This is a genomic window from Streptomyces sp. NPDC088810 (assembly GCF_044750305.1).
GTDB lineage: Bacteria > Actinomycetota > Actinomycetes > Streptomycetales > Streptomycetaceae > Streptomyces.
The window spans coordinates 110,976-125,448 of sequence record NZ_JBIVJQ010000011.1; the positions used below are offsets into that span (position 1 = coordinate 110,976).

At 70.9% G+C, this 14,473-nt stretch carries 17 protein-coding genes and 5 tRNA genes; 15 read left to right on the top strand and 7 right to left on the bottom strand.

Going from position 1 to position 14,473, the window contains the following annotated elements; all coding sequences use genetic code 11:
- The first annotated feature begins 36 nt into the window (after positions 1-36).
- From ACIP4Y_RS29850 to ACIP4Y_RS29870, 5 genes are all read left to right on the top strand, one after another.
- A tRNA-Gln gene (locus tag ACIP4Y_RS29850) sits at positions 37-108 on the top strand.
- 21 nt (positions 109-129) lie between these two features.
- A tRNA-Glu gene (locus ACIP4Y_RS29855) sits at positions 130-202 on the top strand.
- 29 nt (positions 203-231) lie between these two features.
- Positions 232-304 (top strand) — tRNA-Glu (locus ACIP4Y_RS29860).
- A gap of 21 nt (positions 305-325) precedes the next feature.
- Positions 326-397 (top strand) — tRNA-Gln (locus ACIP4Y_RS29865).
- A 28-nt stretch (positions 398-425) separates the two neighbouring features.
- Positions 426-498 (top strand) — tRNA-Glu (locus tag ACIP4Y_RS29870).
- Positions 499-549: 51 nt separating this feature from the next.
- Here ACIP4Y_RS29870 and ACIP4Y_RS29875 read toward each other — a convergent pair.
- The gene (locus tag ACIP4Y_RS29875; protein ID WP_358636268.1) at positions 550-1,194 is read right to left on the bottom strand and encodes a MerR family transcriptional regulator; all 645 of its coding nucleotides are present in this window, start codon (positions 1,192-1,194) and stop codon (positions 550-552) included.
- Positions 1,195-1,274: 80 nt separating this feature from the next.
- Here ACIP4Y_RS29875 and ACIP4Y_RS29880 point away from each other — a divergent pair, with 80 nt between their 5' ends.
- Positions 1,275-1,772 (top strand): DUF4188 domain-containing protein, encoded by a 498-nt coding sequence (locus ACIP4Y_RS29880; protein ID WP_401398811.1) that lies wholly within the window; start codon positions 1,275-1,277, stop codon positions 1,770-1,772.
- Positions 1,773-2,050: 278 nt separating this feature from the next.
- Here the strand turns inward: ACIP4Y_RS29880 and ndgR are convergent, their stop codons facing one another.
- Positions 2,051-2,767, bottom strand: a complete 717-nt coding sequence (gene ndgR / locus ACIP4Y_RS29885) for an IclR family transcriptional regulator NdgR (protein WP_023546516.1) — start codon at positions 2,765-2,767, stop codon at positions 2,051-2,053.
- Positions 2,768-2,975: 208 nt separating this feature from the next.
- Here ndgR and leuC point away from each other — a divergent pair, with 208 nt between their 5' ends.
- From leuC to ACIP4Y_RS29905, 4 genes are all read left to right on the top strand, one after another.
- Positions 2,976-4,400: a 3-isopropylmalate dehydratase large subunit gene (gene leuC / locus ACIP4Y_RS29890; protein WP_358636272.1), complete on the top strand. Its 1,425-nt coding sequence runs from the start codon at positions 2,976-2,978 to the stop codon at positions 4,398-4,400.
- Between the two features lie 5 nt (positions 4,401-4,405).
- Entirely contained in the window at positions 4,406-4,999 is a 594-nt protein-coding gene (gene leuD / locus ACIP4Y_RS29895; RefSeq protein WP_401398812.1) for a 3-isopropylmalate dehydratase small subunit, read from the top strand.
- A 265-nt stretch (positions 5,000-5,264) separates the two neighbouring features.
- Positions 5,265-5,495: a hypothetical protein gene (locus ACIP4Y_RS29900; protein ID WP_059252798.1), complete on the top strand. Its 231-nt coding sequence runs from the start codon at positions 5,265-5,267 to the stop codon at positions 5,493-5,495.
- 136 nt (positions 5,496-5,631) lie between these two features.
- A complete protein-coding gene (locus tag ACIP4Y_RS29905) occupies positions 5,632-6,297 on the top strand; it encodes an HU family DNA-binding protein (protein WP_401398813.1) in 666 nt (221 codons plus the stop codon).
- Between the two features lie 71 nt (positions 6,298-6,368).
- Here the strand turns inward: ACIP4Y_RS29905 and ACIP4Y_RS29910 are convergent, their stop codons facing one another.
- Positions 6,369-6,572: a hypothetical protein gene (locus ACIP4Y_RS29910; protein ID WP_358636279.1), complete on the bottom strand. Its 204-nt coding sequence runs from the start codon at positions 6,570-6,572 to the stop codon at positions 6,369-6,371.
- 5 nt (positions 6,573-6,577) lie between these two features.
- Positions 6,578-7,285, bottom strand: a complete 708-nt coding sequence (gene cofC / locus ACIP4Y_RS29915) for a 2-phospho-L-lactate guanylyltransferase (protein ID WP_401398814.1) — start codon at positions 7,283-7,285, stop codon at positions 6,578-6,580.
- A 152-nt stretch (positions 7,286-7,437) separates the two neighbouring features.
- Between cofC and ACIP4Y_RS29920 the strand changes: the two genes are divergently transcribed.
- From ACIP4Y_RS29920 to ACIP4Y_RS29930, 3 genes are all read left to right on the top strand, one after another.
- The gene (locus ACIP4Y_RS29920) at positions 7,438-8,202 is read left to right on the top strand and encodes a lysophospholipid acyltransferase family protein (protein ID WP_358636283.1); all 765 of its coding nucleotides are present in this window, start codon (positions 7,438-7,440) and stop codon (positions 8,200-8,202) included.
- The gene (locus ACIP4Y_RS29925) at positions 8,199-9,209 is read left to right on the top strand and encodes an NAD(P)H-dependent glycerol-3-phosphate dehydrogenase (protein ID WP_401398815.1); all 1,011 of its coding nucleotides are present in this window, start codon (positions 8,199-8,201) and stop codon (positions 9,207-9,209) included. Before ACIP4Y_RS29920 ends, ACIP4Y_RS29925 begins: the two co-directional genes overlap by 4 nt.
- Before the next feature lie 125 nt (positions 9,210-9,334).
- On the top strand, positions 9,335-10,492 hold the full coding sequence (locus tag ACIP4Y_RS29930; RefSeq protein ID WP_358636288.1) for a D-alanine--D-alanine ligase family protein: 1,158 nt from the start codon (positions 9,335-9,337) through the stop codon (positions 10,490-10,492).
- Positions 10,493-10,504: 12 nt separating this feature from the next.
- Here ACIP4Y_RS29930 and ACIP4Y_RS29935 read toward each other — a convergent pair whose 3' ends face one another.
- Both ACIP4Y_RS29935 and ACIP4Y_RS29940 read right to left on the bottom strand, forming a co-directional pair.
- On the bottom strand, positions 10,505-11,026 hold the full coding sequence (locus ACIP4Y_RS29935; RefSeq protein ID WP_401398816.1) for a DUF3515 domain-containing protein: 522 nt from the start codon (positions 11,024-11,026) through the stop codon (positions 10,505-10,507).
- Positions 11,027-11,046: 20 nt separating this feature from the next.
- Entirely contained in the window at positions 11,047-11,280 is a 234-nt protein-coding gene (locus ACIP4Y_RS29940) for an Lrp/AsnC ligand binding domain-containing protein (protein ID WP_358636292.1), read from the bottom strand.
- Positions 11,281-11,484: 204 nt separating this feature from the next.
- Here ACIP4Y_RS29940 and ACIP4Y_RS29945 point away from each other — a divergent pair, with 204 nt between their 5' ends.
- A complete protein-coding gene (locus ACIP4Y_RS29945) occupies positions 11,485-12,450 on the top strand; it encodes a thiamine-phosphate kinase (protein WP_358636294.1) in 966 nt (321 codons plus the stop codon).
- Positions 12,447-13,241: a bifunctional hydroxymethylpyrimidine kinase/phosphomethylpyrimidine kinase gene (gene thiD / locus ACIP4Y_RS29950; protein ID WP_401398817.1), complete on the top strand. Its 795-nt coding sequence runs from the start codon at positions 12,447-12,449 to the stop codon at positions 13,239-13,241. The genes ACIP4Y_RS29945 and thiD overlap by 4 nt, the downstream gene beginning before the upstream one ends.
- Before the next feature lie 4 nt (positions 13,242-13,245).
- On the opposite strand, the gene ACIP4Y_RS29955 is transcribed toward thiD, so the two are convergent.
- Entirely contained in the window at positions 13,246-14,448 is a 1,203-nt protein-coding gene (locus ACIP4Y_RS29955; protein WP_401398818.1) for an FAD-dependent monooxygenase, read from the bottom strand.
- Positions 14,449-14,473 lie beyond the last annotated feature (25 nt).

A 14,473-nucleotide genomic window follows, 5' to 3' on the forward strand; every position in this document is an offset into this window, starting at 1 on the left:
CTAGAACGAGAACCCCGTAGGGGGCTTGAGTTCCAGTGGCCTATGGTGTAATTGGCAGCACGACTGATTCTGGTTCAGTTAGTCTTGGTTCGAGTCCAGGTAGGCCAGCTCGCAGAGCTTATCTGCAAAGCCCCCGTTGTGTAGCGGCCTAGCACGCTGCCCTCTCAAGGCAGTAGCGCCGGTTCGAATCCGGTCGGGGGTACTGATCTCGATCTTGTCGGGATCGCTAGGGCCCCCGTTGTGTAGCGGCCTAGCACGCCGCCCTCTCAAGGCGGTAGCGCCGGTTCGAATCCGGTCGGGGGTACTGACTGGTCTAAACCATCATTGGTCTATGGTGTAATTGGCAGCACGACTGATTCTGGTTCAGTTAGTCTTGGTTCGAGTCCAGGTAGACCAGCTCGGACCTGCGGAAACGCAGAGTCCACGCCCCCGTTGTGTAGCGGCCTAGCACGCCGCCCTCTCAAGGCGGTAGCGCCGGTTCGAATCCGGTCGGGGGTACGCACAGGGAAGGCCCTCCACTTCGGTGGGGGGCCTTCGTCGTGCCGGGCGCTACTCGAAGCCGTACCGCCGGGCCGACTCCTCCTCCTGGGCCAGCCGGCGCAGGGCCTGCAGGATCGGCTCGGTCAGCACCGCGCCGAGCACCGCCGTCTCCACCTTCTCCGCCTCCGACGGACGGGTCTCCACGAAGTCGAGATCGAGCTTCGCCGTCTCGTGCATCAACTCGGCATAGGAGACGAGCAGTTCGCTGCCCCAGTCGTAGCCGAGCCGGCGGAACGCGGCCACCGCCACCACCAGGGACCGGTACGCGGGGGAGATCGTCGTCAGCAGCCTCGCGTTCGACCAGCCCAGCCTCTCCAGCAGCTGGTCCGCCTCCCGGCGCGCGGCCCGGACGTACTCGTCGTCCTCGTCGGGCTCCGGCACCTGCGGCAGCGCCCACAGGGCCGCGCCCAGCCGGATCGTGCGGCCCAGGGACTCGTCGTCGACGTTCCGCAGCACCTCCCGGACCGTGGCCACCGGGAGCCCGCCGACCTGGATCATCGCGCGCACCAGCCGCAGCCGGCGCAGATGCTCGTCACCGTACTCCGCCGTCGTCGTGTTGATCTGGCGGCCCGGCGGCAACAGGCCTTCGCGCAGGTAGTACTTGATCGTCGCGGTGGCCACACCGCTGCGTCCGCTCAGCTCGGCAAGCCGCATGTCTTGCGCTCCTCCTTGGATACCGCCACTATCCAAGCATCGGCCGTTGGATAGTGCCGCTCACCGACGAGGGGGAAGTCATGGTGTCCCGTACCACCGCCGACGCGAAGGGCGACGTCGTCGTCCTGCTGATCGGCATGCGCATCAACCGCTTCCGGGCCGTTCACCTGTGGCTGCCGGTGATGCTCGCGATGCTGCGCATGCTGCGGGAACTGGAGAACGACCCCGCGCGCGGGCTGCGCGCCAAGGTGCTGCTGACGGCGTCACCGCGTACGTACTACGTCGTGCAGTACTGGGAGTCCAAGGACAAGCTGTACGCCTACGCGACCGCGCCCGACGCCTTCCACCACAAGGTCTGGGCGCAGCTCAACCGCAAGGAGCGGGCCGGGAAGCTCCGCGGGCAGGTCGGGATATGGCACGAGTCGTACGTCGTGCCGGAGGGCTCGTACGAGTCGATCTACGGGGACATGCCGGCGTTCGGGCTGGCCGCCGCGCACGGTCAGGTACCGGTCGCCGCGCGCGGGCGGTACGCGAAGGACCGCTTCGCCTACCGGTCGGGCGGTGATGCGCGCGCCTAGTCGCCGTGGGGGCGCCGGGGAGGGCGCGTGCGGGCCGTCCACGACTGATCGCGCCCACACGGGCCCGCGCCCCTGGGCCGATCCGCTCCCGCCGGGGGAGAAGCCGCCGCGGCGCGTGGGCGGTGTGCGAAGGGCCGGTTCGCCTACCGGGTGGGGTTCACGTGGCGGAGCCGCGTATCGGGTCAGTCCCGCGCGCCTGAGGTTCATCCGCTTGTGTCGGGAAGAAGCTGCCGCGGCGTTGGGGCAGCCGCTTCCCGAGCGGAGCGGGTCCCCTGTGCTCAGCCAGAGCGGCGCAGGGCCTCCGAGAGGCGGGCTGCCGCGTCGATGACCGCCTGGGCGTGCATGCGGCCCGGGTGGCGGGTCAGGCGCTCGATGGGGCCCGAGACGGAGACCGCGGCCACCACGCGGTTGGAGGGGCCGCGTACGGGCGCGGAGACGGACGCGACGCCCGGCTCGCGCTCGCCGATGGACTGGGCCCAGCCGCGCCGCCGTACGCCCGACAGGGCCGTCGCCGTGAAGCGGGCGCCCTGCAGGCCCCGGTGCAGGCGCTCGGGCTCCTCCCAGGCGAGCAGGATCTGCGCCGAGGAGCCGGCCTTCATCGTGAGCGTGGAACCGACCGGGACGGTGTCCCGCAGGCCGGACAGGCGTTCCGCCGCGGCCACACAGATCCGCATGTCACCCTGGCGACGGTAGAGCTGCGCGCTCTCGCCGGTGACATCACGGAGGTGGGTGAGCACGGGGCCCGCCGTCGCGAGCAGGCGGTCCTCGCCCGCCGCCGCGGCAAGCTCCGCGAGGCGCGGGCCGAGAATGAAACGGCCCTGCATGTCGCGTGCCACCATGCGGTGGTGTTCCAGGGCCACGGCCAGGCGGTGAGCCGTGGGTCGTGCCAGTCCGGTGGCGCCGACCAGACCCGCGAGGGTGGCCGGACCGGACTCCAGAGCGCTCAGGACGAGGGCCGCCTTGTCCAGAACGCCGACGCCGCTACTGTTGTCCATGCAACGATACTCACGTCTCACTCTGTGAAACGCAAGTTCAATTTTCCGTGGAACGCGCCACCCTGGAATCACACAGCGGCCCGCAGACCAAGGGGCCTGGCGGTGGACGCCCGGAATCACGACTTTCAGGGGCCCCCAAGAAGGGCAGCCACCGCTCTTCAAGATCTCTAGTTGGGTCGGTGGACGCTTGCCGGCCGGAGGGAAAGCGATGGGTAGGACACTCGCGGAGAAGGTCTGGGACGACCACGTCGTCCGGCGCGCCGAGGGCGAGCCCGACCTCCTCTACATCGATCTGCACCTGCTGCACGAGGTGACCAGCCCCCAGGCCTTCGACGGCCTGCGCAAGAGCGGCCGGACGGTGCGTCGCCTCGACCTCACCATCGCCACCGAGGACCACAACACCCCCACCCTCGACATCGACAAGCCCATCGCCGACCCGGTCTCCCGGGCCCAGCTGGAGACCCTGCGCAAGAACTGCGCCGAGTTCGGCGTGCGGCTGCACCCGCTCGGCGACGTCGAGCAGGGCGTCGTGCACGTCGTCGGCCCGCAGCTGGGTCTGACCCAGCCCGGCACCACCGTCGTCTGCGGTGACTCGCACACCTCCACGCACGGCGCTTTCGGCGCGCTGGCGTTCGGCATCGGCACCTCTCAGGTCGAGCACGTGCTGGCCACCCAGACGCTGCCGCTGGCCCGCCCGAAGACCATGGCGATCACGGTCGAGGGCGAGCTGCCCGAGGGCGTCACCGCCAAGGACCTGATCCTGGCGATCATCGCCAGGATCGGTACCGGCGGCGGCCAGGGCTACATCCTGGAGTACCGCGGCTCCGCCATCGAGAAGCTCTCGATGGAGGCCCGGATGACCATCTGCAACATGTCGATCGAGGCCGGCGCCCGCGCGGGCATGATCGCCCCCGACGAGACCACCTTCGCGTACCTCAAGGGCCGCCCGCACGCCCCCGAGGGCGCCGACTGGGACGCCGCGGTCGCGTACTGGAAGACGCTGAAGACCGACGAGGACGCCGTCTTCGACGCCGAGGTCGTCATCAACGCCGCCGAGCTGTCGCCCTTCGTCACCTGGGGCACCAACCCCGGCCAGGGCGCGCCGCTTTCGGCGAACGTCCCCGACCCGGCTTCGTACGAAGACGCTTCGGAGCGGCTCGCCGCCGAAAAGGCCCTGGAATACATGGGGTTGGAGGCCGGCCAGCCGCTGCGGTCCATCAAGGTGGACACCGTCTTCGTAGGCTCCTGCACCAACGGCCGCATCGAGGACCTGCGCGCCGCCGCGGACCTGCTGCGGGGCCGCAAAGTCGCCGACGGCGTACGGATGCTGGTCGTCCCGGGCTCCGCGCGCGTGGGTCTGCAGGCCGTCTCCGAGGGCCTGGACGTGGTCTTCAAGGAGGCCGGCGCCGAATGGCGGCACGCGGGCTGCTCGATGTGCCTCGGCATGAACCCCGACCAGCTGGCCCCGGGCGAGCGCTCCGCCTCGACCTCCAACCGCAACTTCGAGGGCCGGCAGGGCAAGGGCGGTCGTACGCACCTGGTGTCGCCGCAGGTCGCGGCGGCCACCGCCGTCCTGGGCCACCTGGCCTCCCCGGCCGATCTGACCGACGACCGCACGCCCGCTGGAGTCTGAGAATCATGGAAGCCTTCACCACCCACACCGGCCGGGCCGTCCCGCTGCGCCGCAGCAACGTCGACACCGACCAGATCATCCCTGCTCACTGGCTCAAGAAGGTCACCCGGGACGGTTTCGAGGACGGGCTGTTCGAGGCCTGGCGCAAGGACCCGGAGTTCGTCCTCAACCGCCCTGAGCGGCAGGGCGCGACCGTCCTGGTCGCCGGCCCCGACTTCGGCACCGGCTCCTCCCGCGAGCACGCCGTCTGGGCGCTGCAGAACTACGGCTTCAAGGCCGTGATCTCCTCGCGCTTCGCCGACATCTTCCGCGGCAACTCGCTGAAGAACGGCCTGCTCACGGTCGTGCTGGACCAGAAGATCGTGGACGCGCTGTGGGAGCTGACCGAGCAGGACCCCACTACTGAGGTCACTGTGGACCTTGAGGCGCGTGAGGTCCGCGCCGCGGGCATCACCGCCCCCTTCGAGCTGGACGAGAACTCCCGCTGGCGGCTGCTGAACGGCCTGGACGACATCTCCATCACGCTCCAGAACGAGGCCGACATCGCCGCGTACGAGGCGAAGCGCCCCGCCTACAAGCCGCGGACGCTCCAGGTCTGATCCGGGCCCCCTGACCGGGTCGTATTTCGGCCACCTCAACGCCCCCTCTGTACCCCCGATCGCCACGATCGGGGGTACAGCCATGTCTGCACCCGAACGGCCCTGCGGCTCTGCCCAGCTCAGCTCAACTGCCCATGTTAGGAAGGCTGTTGTCCGGGTACGTGAGTGCTGTGTTCGCGTCCACCGCAAGTGCCTGGAAGGCCATTTGAGGCGGCAGTTGCCCCCTGCGCAGGCGACAACTCGCCCCAGATGGCACAATCTGTGCATGGAACACGACGGCCAACTCCAGCTCTATACGGCGGTCGCGAACCAGCTCAAGGAAGCGCACGCAAGGGTGCGCGCACTGCAAGTCCCGGAGGGCGTACGGATGGCGCTGACCCGGAAGCTGCTGGTCATTACGGCCGCGGCCAAGCACGATCTCGCCGACGCGGCAAGGCGGCTCGATCGGTTCACGGCGGACCTCGACGCGGGTCGCATCCCAGAAGGGGACCGCTGAACCGTCCGGGACGACCGAGTCCGTTGCGGCACAAGGGTGATAAGCCCGTTTCGTGTTTGATTTGCGGTATATATCTGCCTAACGTGCGAAAAAGCTTGAACACTTTGGTTCTGGCGAAGTCTCCGAAGGGGAAGACGTGAACAAGGCGCAGCTCGTAGAAGCGATTGCCGACAAGGTGGGTGGCCGCCAGCAGGCCGCCGACGCTGTCGATCATGTCCTGGACGCCATCGTCCGCGCGGTCGTCGCGGGCGAGCGGGTCTCGGTCACCGGCTTCGGGTCCTTCGAGAAGGTGGACCGCCCCGCCCGCTACGCCCGCAACCCTCAGACGGGCGAGCGGGTTCGGGTCAAGAAGACCTCCGTGCCGCGATTCCGCGCCGGTCAGGGCTTCAAGGACCTGGTGAGCGGCTCGAAGAAGCTGCCGCGCGGTGGCGAGGTCGCCGTGAAGAAGGCGCCCAAGGGCAGCCTGTCCGGCCCGCCGCCCACCATCGCCAAGGCTGCAGGCAAGAAGGCCGCCGCGAAGAAGACGGCCGGTGCGGCCAAGAAGACCACGGCCGCGAAGAAGGCGGCGCCCGCGAAGAAGACCACGGCCGCCGCCAAGAAGACCACGGCGAAGAAGGCGCCCGCCGCCAAGAAGACCACCACGGCGACCGCCAAGACCGCCGCGACGAAGACCGCCGCGAAGAAGACCACGGCGAAGAAGGCCCCGGCGAAGAAGGTGACCGCCAAGAAGGCCCCGGCGAAGAAGTCGACGGCCCGCAAGACCACCGCCAAGAAGACCACCGCCCGCAAGGCGACGTCGTAGGACCGCCAGGGCATTCACGCGCCGGGCCGGGCTCCCCAGGGGAGCCCGGCCCGCGGTGTGTGTAAGGGCGCTTAGAGGGTTTGAAGGGTTACGAGGGTGATCCGCAGGGCGTCCCCCTCGCCCTCCGTCTCGATCCGCACGCGCTGCCCGGGACGCAGCAGCCGGAGGTCTCCGGCGTCGAACGCGGCGCGGTCGAACGGCACCGGGGTGCCGTCGTCGAGGAGCACCTGTCCGCTGCGGGTCTCCGGGTCGTAGGTGAACGCGGTGGCTTGCATGGCCGTCAGCGTAGTGGCTTCGGCCGCCGGCCGCCGGGGCCGCTCGGCACCGCCGGACGCGGGCCCGTAGGGGCCGGCCGGGCGCCCGCCGCCAAGGCCCCCGCAACCGCCGCCGTGTAGGGGCCCACGCCCAGGGCGAGCGCCGCCCGCAAGTCCTGCCCGGTGTCCACGTCCTGCCGAACGGAATCGACTTGCGCCAGCGCGAGTTCATCGGCGCCCGACGCCCGGTGCCGCATGCGGGAATCCACACCGAACGCCGGACGCAACGCGCGGTCACCGGCCGCCGCCAGTAAAGTCGTGCCCACCCCGGCCGCATCCGCAAGAAATGCCCGGGGGAATTCCGCGGCGGCGGCCAGCACCCGGGACAGTTCCGCCGGACGCAGGGCCGGCAGATCGGCGTTCAGGGCCGCGACCGGAGTTCCGGGGCGTATTTCCCGTACGACGGCCGCGCCGTGCGCCAGGGCGGCGTTCAGGCCGCTGCGGGGGGCGTCCGGGACGATCCGCGCGCCCAGCGCCGCCAGCTCCCGGCCGGCCAGCTCGTCGTCCGTGACGACCGCCACATCCGACACCGCCGGGCAGGCCACCGCCGCGGCCACCGTGTCCTGCGCGAACGCCAGCGCCAGCGCCGGGCGCACCCCGTCGTCGGCGGTGTCGGCGAGCCTGCTCTTGGCCCGTGTCAGGGGCTTCAGGGGGATGACCAAGGTCCACTGCACCGGCGTACCGTCCCTCTCTTGTCCCGCACATTGTCCCCGGGCCATCGGGTGCCGCGGGGAGCGGGGCGTACGGTGTTCTCGACAGATCGGCGGCCCGGGGCCAGACTTGTGCGGCCCCCGCCGGGGTGGCAGTCCTAGAGGAAGGTGTCCTTGTGTCCCGCCGCAGAATCGGCTTCTGGTACCGCTTTGCCGCGGTGATCTGCAAACCGCCGCTGGTGGTTCTGATCAAGCGGGACTGGCGAGGAATGGAGCACATTCCGGCCGAGGGCGGATTTATCACCGCGGTGAACCACAATTCCCACCTGGACCCCTTCGCATACGCGCACTATCAGTACAACACCGGGCGGGTCCCGCGATTCCTGGCGAAGAGCGGGCTTTTCAAGAAGGGATTCGTCGGCGCCGCCATGCGCGGCACCGGACAGATCCCCGTCTACCGCGAGTCCACGGACGCCCTGAGCGCCTTCCGGGCCGCCATCGACGCCGTCGAGCGCGGCGAGTGCGTGGCCTTCTACCCCGAGGGCACCCTCACCCGCGACCCGAACGGCTGGCCCATGACCGGCAAGACCGGCGCCGCCCGGGTCGCCCTGCAGACCAAGTGCCCGGTCATCCCGGTCGCCCAGTGGGGCGCCAACGAACTGCTGCCGCCGTACGCCAGGAAGCCCAGCCTCTTCCCGCGCAAGACGCACCACGTGCTGGCGGGCCCGCCGGTGGACCTCTCCCGTTTCTACGACAAGGAGATGACCCCGGAGGTGCTGAAGGAGGCCACCGAGGTCATCATGGCGGCCATCACCCGCCAGCTGGAGCAGATCCGCGGCGAGAAGGCGCCCGAGACGCCGTACGACCCGCGCCGTGAGCGGATCGAACAGCGGCGCCGCACCCAGGCGCAGGCCAGGCAAGTGGAAGGGCAGAGCAAGTGAGCAAGCCTGTGCGGGCGGCCGTCATGGGCACCGGTTCGTGGGGCACCGCCTTCGGCATGGTCCTCGCCGACGCCGGCTGCGACGTGACCCTGTGGGCCCGCCGCGCGGAGCTGGCCGAGGCGGTCAACTCCACCCGGACCAACCCCGACTACCTGCCCGGCGTCGAACTCCCGGAGAACCTGCGCGCCACCGCCGACGCGGCCGAGGCCCTCAGGGACGCGGACTTCACCGTGCTCGCGATCCCCTCCCAGACCATGCGCGCCAACCTCGCCGAGTGGTCCCCGCTGCTCGCCCCGGACACCGTCCTGGTCTCCCTGATGAAGGGCGTCGAACTCGGCTCCACCATGCGGATGAGCGAGGTCATCGAGGACGTCGCCAAGGTCGGCGCCGACCGGATCGCGGTCGTCACCGGGCCCAACCTGGCCCGCGAGATCGCCGCCCGCATGCCCGCCCTCGCCGTCGTGGCCTGCACCGACGAGCGCGTCGCCCAGCGGCTCCAGGCCGCCTGCCACACGCCGTACTTCCGGCCGTACACCAACACCGACGTGGTCGGCTGCGAACTCGCCGGCGCGGTCAAGAACGTCATCGGGCTCGCGGTCGGCATCGCCGACGGCATGGGACTCGGTGACAACGCCAAGGGCTCGCTCATCACCCGCGGCCTCGCCGAGACCACCCGGCTCGGCCTCGCGATGGGCGCCGACCCGCTGACCTTCTCCGGACTCGCGGGCCTGGGCGACCTGGTGGCCACCTGCTCCTCGCCGCTGTCCCGGAACCACACCTTCGGCACCAACCTCGGCAAGGGCATGACCCTGGAGGAGACCATCGCGGTCACCCGGCAGACCGCCGAGGGCGTCAAGTCCTGCGAGTCCGTGCTGGATCTGGCCCGCCGGCACGGCGTCGACATGCCCATCACCGAGACGGTCGTCAGCATCGTCCACGAGGGCAAGTCACCGGTCGCCGCGCTCAAGGAGCTGATGGCGCGCAGCGCCAAGCCCGAACGCCGCTGAGAGCGGCCCGGGCGGTCCCTCCCGGGGCTGTCGTGCGACGCTGTGCGACCGTCCGCGCGACGCTGAGCGACCGCCCGGGAGCGCGCGCTGACTTGGCCGCTGCCTACAGGTACTCTCAACGCGATATGAGCACCGAGAACCTTCCCCAGAGCCCTGAGCAGCCGTCGCGCAAGCCGCGCGTGGCCGTCGTGTTCGGCGGGCGCAGCTCCGAACACGGGATCTCCGTGGTCACGGCCGGCGCCGTCCTCAAGGCCATCGACCGGACGAAGTACGACGTCCTGCCGATCGGCATCACCTCGGACGGCCGCTGGGCGCTGACGGCCGACGAGCCGGAGCGGATGGCCATCACCGACCGCCGTACCCCCAGCGTGGCCGAGCTGGCGGAGTCGCACGAGGGCGGCGTGGTGCTCCCCGTCGACCCCGCGAACCGCGAGGTCGTCTACAGCGAGCCCGGCTCCGTGCCCAAGGCGCTCGGCGAGGTCGACGTGGTCTTCCCGGTGCTCCACGGCCCCTACGGCGAGGACGGCACCCTGCAGGGCCTGCTGGAGCTGTCCGGGGTGCCGTACGTCGGCTCGGGCGTGCTCGCCTCGGCCGTCGGCCAGGACAAGGAGTACATGAAGCGGGTGTTCACCTCCTTCGGGCTCAAGGTCGGCCCGTACCTGGTGATCCGGCCCCGCGAGTGGGCGCAGGACGAGTCCGCCGCCCGCAAGCGGATCATCGACTTCGCCGGTGAGCACGGCTGGCCGCTGTTCGTGAAGCCCGCGCGCGCGGGTTCCTCCATCGGCATCACCAAGGTCGACGACCTGTCCGGCCTGGACGAGGCGATCGCCGAGGCGCAGTCCCACGACCCGAAGATCCTCATCGAGGCGGCCCTGCGGGGCCGCGAGATCGAGTGCGGCGTCCTGGAGTTCGAGGACGGCCCGCGCGCCTCCGTCCCGGCCGAGATCCCGCCGCCGGACGCGCACGCGTACTACGACTTCGAGGCCAAGTACATCGACTCCACGCCCGGCATCGTCCCGGCCCCGCTCACCCCCGAGCAGACCGCCGAGGTGCAGGGGCTCGCGGTCGAGGCGTTCGAGGCGGCCTCCTGCGAGGGCCTGGTCCGCGCGGACTTCTTCCTCACCGAGGACGGCGAGTTCGTGATCAACGAGATCAACACCATGCCCGGGTTCACGCCGATCTCGATGTACCCGCAGATGTGGCAGGCGAGCGGGATCAGCTACCCCGAGCTGGTCGACCGCCTGGTGCAGGCGGCGCTGCGCCGCTCCACCGGACTGCGCTGAGTCCGCGGCGGGTCAGTGCCGCATGGAGGCGAGCCCCTCGGGGATCGCCTCCTTGACGGCCGGCGCCAGGTCCATCAGCACCTGGGCGCTGTCGTCCGACCCGGACAGCTTCTTCGGCAGCGTCACCTGGACATACGCACGACGGCCGGACGTGGTGAACCGCCACGTCCCGTCGTCCTCCTTCTCCATCAGCCACTCCACCCCGTTGACCCCGCCACCGACCGCGTTCGGGTCGTCGCCCAGGGCCACCTTGGGATCCACCATCTTCGGCGGCCGGACGATGCCGCAGCGCAGTATGATCGCCGGGCTTCCCCAGGCCGCCGTGTAGGCGGACCGGGGCTCGGGGTCCTGGCGGCTCTCGCCGTCCACCTTTCGCGGCAGCACCTTGTCCAGATCCCGGCAGAGCGGGGCGGTCTTCGCGTCGGGGGTGGGAACTGCCACGGTGTCGCTGTCGTCTGCCGTGGAGCAGCCCGCGACCACGACGAGCAGGGCCGGCGCGAGCAGACCGAGAGGCCGGTGACGGAAGATGTTCACCGGCCAAGCGTAGACGGGGGCTACAGATGCACGACCGGACAGGTCAGGGTGCGCGTGATGCCGTCCACCTGCTGGACCTTGGCGACCACCATGCGACCGAGTTCGTCGACCGTGTCGGCCTGGGCCCGCACGATGACGTCGTACGGACCCGTCACGTCCTCGGCCTGGAGGACTCCAGGAATCTTGACAATCGTCTCGGCGACGGTCGACGCCTTGCCGACCTCCGTCTGGATCAGGATGTACGCCTGTACCACGGAACCTCCAGGGCGGCCACGAGGATCATGTGGGGAAAAGGAACGCCACGGTATCGCGTCGCCGCTCCCCGCGGGGAGACCTGCGGGAACCGGGCTTGCGCGCCAGGGTGCAGGCACGACAGGAGTTGACGGTCACCTCGACCGTATCGGGGACACTGGGGACGCGCGACCGGGCAGGGCACGGCACAGAAGGGGCTTGAGGCAATGAAGGGCACAGTGGGTGAGCTAGGTGAGTTCGGGCTCATCAGGGAGCTGACCTCCCGTCTCACCACCACCCCGGCGGTCCGGGTCGGCCCCGGCGACGACGCCGCGGTGGTCGCCGCCCCCGACCGCCGGGTGGTGGCGAGCACCGACATCCTGCTGGAGGGCCGGCACTTCCGCCGCGACTGGTCCACGGCCTACGACGTCGGCCGCAAGGCCGCCGCGCAGAACCTCGCCGACATCGCCGCGATGGGCGCCGTACCGACCGCCCTGCTGCTGGGCCTGGTCGTCCCGGCCGAGCTGCCGGTGACCTGGCCGACCGAGCTGATGGACGGCCTGCGCGACGAGTGCCAGGTCGCGGGCGCCTCCGTGGTCGGCGGGGACGTCGTACGCGGCGACACGATCATGGTGTCGATCACCGCGCTCGGTGATCTGCGCAACCAGGAGCCCGTCACGCGCGCGGGTGCCCAGCCCGGCGACCTGGTGGCCGTCACCGGCTGGCTCGGCTGGTCCGCGGCCGGGTACGCGGTGCTCGTCCGCGGTTTCCGCTCGCCGCGCGCCTTTGTGGAGGCCCACCGGCGCCCCGAGCCGCCGTACCACGCGGGTCCGGCCGCCGCCGCGCTCGGCGCCACCGCGATGTGCGACGTCAGCGACGGCCTGATCGCCGACCTCGGGCACATCGCCGAGGCCAGCAAGGTCCGCATCGACATCCGGTCCGGCGCCATCGACATCCCGACGCAGATGCACGACATCGGGCAGGCCGTCGGCGTGGACCCGCTGCAGTGGGTGCTGACCGGGGGAGAGGACCACGCGATCGTGGCGACCTTCCCGCCGGACGTCAAGCTGCCGGCCCGCTGGAAGGTCATCGGCGAGGTCCTCAACCCCTCCGCGCTGCCCCAGGTGACCGTCGACGGGGCGCCCTGGACCAGCAAGGGCGGCTGGGACCACTTCGGGGACATCGAGTCGTGATCCCGCGGGTTCTCACGGTGGCCGGGTCGGACTCCGGCGGTGGCGCCGGCATCCAGGCCGACCTGAAGACCATGCTCGCGCTCGGCGTGCACGGCATGAGCGTGCTCACCGCGGTGACCGCGCAGAACTCCACGGGCGTCCAGGGCGCCTGGGAGCTGCCGGTGGAAGCGGTCCGGGCCCAGTACCGCAGTGTCGTGGACGACATCGGCGTCCAGGCCGTGAAGACCGGCATGCTGGCCTCCGCCGAACTGGTCGAGGCGGTCGCCGAGTTGATCTCCGGCACGGACGCGCCGGCCGTCGTGGACCCGGTCGGCGTCTCCAAGCACGGCGACCCGCTGCTGGCCGCCTCCGCCCTGGACGCCGTACGGACGGAACTGCTGCCGGTGGCGACCGTGGCCACCCCCAACCTCGACGAGGTGGCCCAACTCACCGGCGTCCGCGTCCGGTCCGAGGACGATCTGCGACCGGCCGCCGCGGCCGTGCTGGAGTTCGGGCCGCGCTGGGTGCTGATCAAGGGCGGGCACCTAGCGGGCGACGCCGTGGACCTGCTCACCGACGGCTCCGAGGAACACCTGCTGCGGGCGCCCCGCCACGACAACCGGCACACCCACGGCACCGGCTGCACCCTCGCCTCCGCGATCGCCTGCGGCCTGGCGCGCGGGCGGTCCGTGCCGGAGGCGGTCGCCGCGGCCAAGGAGTACGTCACCGGGGCGATCGCCGCCGGGTTCGCGCTCGGCGCCGGGATCGGACCCGTGGACCACGGGTGGGCGCTCGGGCGGGACACCCGCTGAGGGTTCAGGCGGGGTACTGCGGCAGCTCGATGGCGGTCGCCGCCTTCTCCGTCAGCCGCTTGAAGAACCCGGCCAGCGGCCGCGAGCCGAGCAGCCGGTACATCCGGTCCCGGCTGCGGATGCGCCGCTCGGTGGGCGGGGCGAAGAACGGCCCCGCGTTCCCGGAGATCTTCTGGCAGCCCTTGGCGAAGTCCCGGATCCGGCTCTCGTAGGCGGCCAGCGCGACCCGGTGATCGCCGCCCGCCAGCGCCAGCTCGCCGGCGAGGACATGGGCGCCGACGATCGCCACGCCCGTCCCCATGCCGCCCATCGTCGCCCCGTACCCGGCGTCCCCGAGCAGCACCACCCGGCCCTCGACGAGACGGTCGATGTGGATCTGCGCGATGGCGTCGAAGTACAGGTCGTCCGCCTCCGCGAGGCCCTTGAGCACGGCCGGCGTCTCCCAGCCCATCCCGGCGAACCGTTCGGTGAGGATCCGCTTCTGCGCCGCGACGTCCCGGCGGTCGTACGCCAGCCGCCCGGACCGGAACACCAGCAGCGCGCCGGCCCGCTCCGGATCGCCGTCGTAGTTGTTGAGGCCGACACAGCGGCCGGGCTCGCTGTAGAGGCGGCCGGTGCGGTTCAGGCCCAGGTGGTTGGGGAGGCTGAAGCCGGCCACGTAGTGGTCGAGGAAGCGCAGGTGGCGGGACTCGTCACCGAAGACCAGGCGGCGGGTGTTCGAGTGCAGGCCGTCGGCGCCGACGACGAGGTCGAAGCGGCGGGGCGCGCCCCGCTCGAAGGCGACCTCGACGCCCCGCAGGGTGTCGGTCAGGGCCGTGACGGAGTCGCCGAAGACGTACTCCACCGAGTCCTTCGTGCGCTCGTACATGATCCGCGCCAGGTCGCCGCGGAAGATCTCCACATCGCCGCTCATCATCTCCGCGGGCAGGTCCACGCGCGGGGTGCCGTCGGCGGCGACGACGCTCTGCCGGCCCATGTGGGTCTGGTGGGCGTGGACCTCGTCCCAGATGCCCATCGCGGTGAGCACCCTACGGTGCACGTGCCCCCGGAAGTCGACGGCGAAGCCGCCGGCGCGCAGCGCGGGCGCCTTCTCGACGACCGTGACCCGGGCGCCGTGGCGGGCCAGGTTCAGGGCGAGGGCGGGGCCGGCGACGCTGGCGCCGGAGATCAGGACGGACAGGTGGCCGAGGTGGTGTGTCTTCGTCATGCCGGCCACTGTCCCGGGCCCCGCT

Bases quoted from the DNA above. Each gene is read 5' to 3' on its own strand.
- ACIP4Y_RS29875 (WP_358636268.1), bottom strand. From the start codon at position 1,194: ATGCGGCTTGCCGAGCTGAGCGGACGCAGCGGTGTGGCCACCGCGACG.
- ACIP4Y_RS29880 (WP_401398811.1), top strand. From the start codon at position 1,275: ATGGTGTCCCGTACCACCGCCGACGCGAAGGGCGACGTCGTCGTCCTG.
- ndgR (WP_023546516.1), bottom strand. From the start codon at position 2,767: ATGGACAACAGTAGCGGCGTCGGCGTTCTGGACAAGGCGGCCCTCGTC.
- leuC (WP_358636272.1), top strand. From the start codon at position 2,976: ATGGGTAGGACACTCGCGGAGAAGGTCTGGGACGACCACGTCGTCCGG.
- leuD (WP_401398812.1), top strand. From the start codon at position 4,406: ATGGAAGCCTTCACCACCCACACCGGCCGGGCCGTCCCGCTGCGCCGC.
- ACIP4Y_RS29900 (WP_059252798.1), top strand. From the start codon at position 5,265: ATGGAACACGACGGCCAACTCCAGCTCTATACGGCGGTCGCGAACCAG.
- ACIP4Y_RS29910 (WP_358636279.1), bottom strand. From the start codon at position 6,572: ATGCAAGCCACCGCGTTCACCTACGACCCGGAGACCCGCAGCGGACAG.
- ACIP4Y_RS29930 (WP_358636288.1), top strand. From the start codon at position 9,335: ATGAGCACCGAGAACCTTCCCCAGAGCCCTGAGCAGCCGTCGCGCAAG.
- ACIP4Y_RS29945 (WP_358636294.1), top strand. From the start codon at position 11,485: ATGAAGGGCACAGTGGGTGAGCTAGGTGAGTTCGGGCTCATCAGGGAG.
- ACIP4Y_RS29955 (WP_401398818.1), bottom strand. From the start codon at position 14,448: ATGACGAAGACACACCACCTCGGCCACCTGTCCGTCCTGATCTCCGGC.